General features: G+C 43.2%; 5 protein-coding genes. All 5 read right to left on the reverse strand.

Annotated elements, in window-relative coordinates; genetic code table 11:
• The coding region (locus tag BG32_RS03090) for a glycine--tRNA ligase subunit beta (protein WP_121526355.1) at positions 1–202 on the reverse strand (202 nt) is incomplete at its 3' end.
• Positions 195–1049, reverse strand: coding sequence for a glycine--tRNA ligase subunit alpha (locus BG32_RS03095; RefSeq protein WP_039882883.1), 855 nt, complete (start codon positions 1047–1049; stop codon positions 195–197). The genes BG32_RS03090 and BG32_RS03095, both read right to left, overlap by 8 nt.
• Before the next feature lie 22 nt (positions 1050–1071).
• Entirely contained in the window at positions 1072–2736 is a 1665-nt protein-coding gene (locus BG32_RS03100; protein ID WP_006492583.1) for a DAK2 domain-containing protein, read from the reverse strand.
• Between the two features lie 15 nt (positions 2737–2751).
• Complete coding sequence (locus tag BG32_RS03105; protein ID WP_006492584.1) at positions 2752–3099, reverse strand: Asp23/Gls24 family envelope stress response protein; 348 nt, start codon at positions 3097–3099, stop codon at positions 2752–2754.
• Positions 3074–3538: transketolase C-terminal domain-containing protein (locus BG32_RS03110; RefSeq protein WP_310793865.1), on the reverse strand; the 465-nt coding region annotated here is incomplete at its 5' end. The genes BG32_RS03105 and BG32_RS03110, both read right to left, overlap by 26 nt.

Below are 3538 nucleotides of genomic sequence, written 5' to 3' on the forward strand. Positions count from 1 at the left end.
AATCGGCTTGTTTTCCATCGATACCGTGAATCAGCACTCCGAATCTTCTGCTCGCAACGAATACTTCCAATCTGTCAAACCGCAGATGATAGTTTTCAAGAGCCTCTCCGATCTTATCATTAAGTTGGTCTCTGATGCCAGTCACTTCACTTGATGGCAGTTCTTCAATTCCGACTTCTAGCAGAGCTTTGTGATCACTCATCTGAATCGCTCTCCTTTGCTACGTATGTTTCTGCAACTGCCTTTGCCATCTCTCTAATGGATTTTATGTAGCTCTGACGCTGTGAAACGCTGATTGCATTTCTCGCGTCAAGCAAATTGAAGACGTGAGAACATTTAATCATGTAGTCGTAAGAAGGTCTGACAAGACCACTATTAAGGCAGAGCTCGAATTCTTCGCGATATAATCTGTACAGCTCAAAAAGCCTTGAAGTCTCGGCCACATCGAAATTGTAAGCGGAGAATTCTTTCTCGTTTTCGAGAAAGACGTCTCCATACTTGAATTCTCCGTTCCAGTCTATATCAAATATGTTCGCTTTTTTCTGAAGATACATGGTGATTCTTTCCAGTCCATAGGTGATTTCCAGAGAAACTAAATCAACGTCTATGCCACCTACCTGCTGGAAATAAGTAAACTGACTGACTTCCATTCCGTCTAGCCAGACTTCCCAGCCTACTCCCCAGGCGCCGAGAGTCGGAGACTCCCAGTTGTCTTCAACAAATCTAATGTCATGTTCCTCAGGATTAATGCCCAGTGCTTCTAAAGAACCGAGATAAAGTTCTTGCGAGTCTTCGGGATTTGGCTTTATTATTACCTGGTACTGGAAGTATCTTTGAACTCTCATTGGATTCTCGCCATATCTTCCATCTGTTGGTCTTCTACTGGGTTGAATGAAAGCTACCTTCCAGGGTTTCTTCCCAAGTGACCTAAGAAAGGTCGAAGGATGGAAGGTTCCAGCCCCCATCTCTAGATCATAAGGCTGATCTATGATACATCCCTGCATAGACCAGTATGAGTTAAGCTTCCCTATCACGTCCTGTAAGTACATTCTTCCCTCCTGAGCTACTAGTCTATTCAATTGAGATTAAGTAGTAATAATAGGGCTGTCCACCACTATGAATTTCGAATTCAAGATCTGAGAAACTTCCTGAAAGGGATTCTAGAAGCTTTCCAGCACTTTCCTCAGTTACTTCCGATCCATAAAATATCGTTACGACTTCCTTCTCACTGTCCTTACCAATAGTTGCCTTGATCGAATCGTGAACGAGCTTCTCAAGTTTCCTGCCAGAGCTTATCAGGCCGTCTCTTCCTATTGCAATGTATTCGCCTTTTCTGATCTTCTTTCCTTTCATGCTAGAATCTCTCACAGCATAGGTAATCGAAATCGGCGAAATCGAGTCGGCCGCTTCTTTCATTTCTGCAATGAGTGCTTCACTATCCATTTCATCGTTATATACAGTCATAGCCGCAATGCCTTCTTGCACAGTACGAGTTGGGATTATGTAAACCTCTTTCCCGGGATTTTCGTCCTTAATAGCATTAGCAGCCTCTTTGGCGGTTAGAATGATATTCGGGTTATTGGGGAGCACAATCACCTTATCTGCAGCTATTCTATTTATGGCTTCGTAAAGGTCTTTTAGGCTCGGATTCATTGTCTGACCGCCCTTAACTGTGTGATCTACACCAAGGCTCTTCAGAACGTCGGCAAGACCTTCACCAGGGGAGACGACAATTACTCCATGACGCTTACCTTTACCATACATTTCTGGTCCTTTCGACTGAATATCAACTATGTGCTCATGTTGAACCTTCATGTTGTCAATCTTAACCTTTTGAAGTAATCCCACCCCTAAGAACTTCTCGATCACATCTCCAGGGTGGTCGGTGTGGACGTGGATCTTAATAATATCATCTTGATGAACCATAACTATCGAATCTCCCATTGCATCAAGATAACTCTTCATCTCTTCTGATACTTCTTCAGGGTTTTCTGAGTCGTTGAGGCTCACAATTAGTTCCGTGCAATATGTAAATTTAAGTTCTTCCCTGACGATCTCAACTATCCGTTCCGTTGACGACCCCATCGCTTGAGGCATCTGCTGAATAGGACCTTCAAGCTCTAGATCGCCCTTCACTGCAAGCACAAAACCTTCGAGAATATAAGCCAGCCCCTTTGCTCCAGAGTCAACAACGCCAGCTTCTTTAAGTTTGGGAAGTAAAGTTGGAGTCTTTTCCACTGCATCGAAAGCGACATGAATTAGATTTTCGAAGTATTCTTCAAAATCCTCAATATCTCCGAATTGTTCGTTTGCGGTGTCGGCCGTTACTCTCATTACGGTGAGCATGGTGCCCTCAACGGGTTTCATTACGGATCTATAGGCAATTTCCTTTGCTTTAACTAGTCCTTCAGTGAAGGCTTTGGTGTTTACGAATTTTCTGTTTCCAATTCCCTCGGCAAATCCTCTAAAAATCTGTGAGAGGATAACGCCAGAATTGCCACGGGCGCCCATAAGCATTCCGGTCTTGACTGCTTCCAGAACGCTCACCAGATCATCTTTCTTCAATCTATCCAGATATTCACAGGCCTCTATCATTGCAGCGGCCATATTAGATCCCGTGTCTCCGTCTGGAACGGGAAAGACATTCAGCGCGTTGATCTCATCTTTATTTGCAAGAAGTCGTTCAGCGGCTTTCCGGAAGGCGGCGACAAAAAACTTGCCGTTGATACGTTTCATATCTTGAGCCTCCCATCAATCCTGCAAGCCGACAACATGAATGTTCACTTTTATATTGGTAGCTTCAGTAAGTTCCTTAAGCTTGTGAAATACGTTCTCCTGGATATTTTCTACAACCGTTGGTATTCTTACGCCATACTCTAGAATTAGATCGATATCGATTTCAAGGGTGCCATCGATTTCTTCTGTCACTTTGATACCTTTTTTCGAGTCTTCTGTCGTTCCGAATAACTTTGCCAAAAAACCCGTTTGGGGGGATCCTACATTGACCGGTCCGTAAGACTCCGATACAACCTTCTTGACTATTGAAGAAATGGCCTGAAGAGAAATATCGATCTTACCGAATTCTGTAGTTACTTGCATTCTTTTCACCTCTCAGTTTAGAGATTCTATTCTCTATTCCCCTGGCATCCAACCCCAGCTCGTTTAACACCTCTTCTCTTGTACCGTGAGAAGAAAAGGCATCATCGATTGCAATTAAATCGATTCTACCACTGTAGTTATGTCTGATAGCTTCAAGTACCACATTTGAGCCGAAGCCTCCGCTCTTTATTCCTTCTTCTACTGTGATTATTGTCTCGTAATCCGAAAAGATTTGCCTTAAAGTCTCAATGTCCAGTGGTTTTATTGAACGACAGTTGAAAAGGGTACATCCGTTGATGTAAGCAGCCTCTCTGCTTCTGGAAACCATAGAACCTGTAGCGAGAATTGCGATTTCATTTCCGTCAATAAGCTTTTCCCACTTAAAGATTTCTATCTTCTTCAAGCTGGATGTTATCTCATCAATGTCTGCGAGTTCTGT

It is taken from the genome of Mesotoga sp. HF07.pep.5.2.highcov, from assembly GCF_003666285.1.
GTDB lineage: Bacteria > Thermotogota > Thermotogae > Petrotogales > Kosmotogaceae > Mesotoga > Mesotoga prima.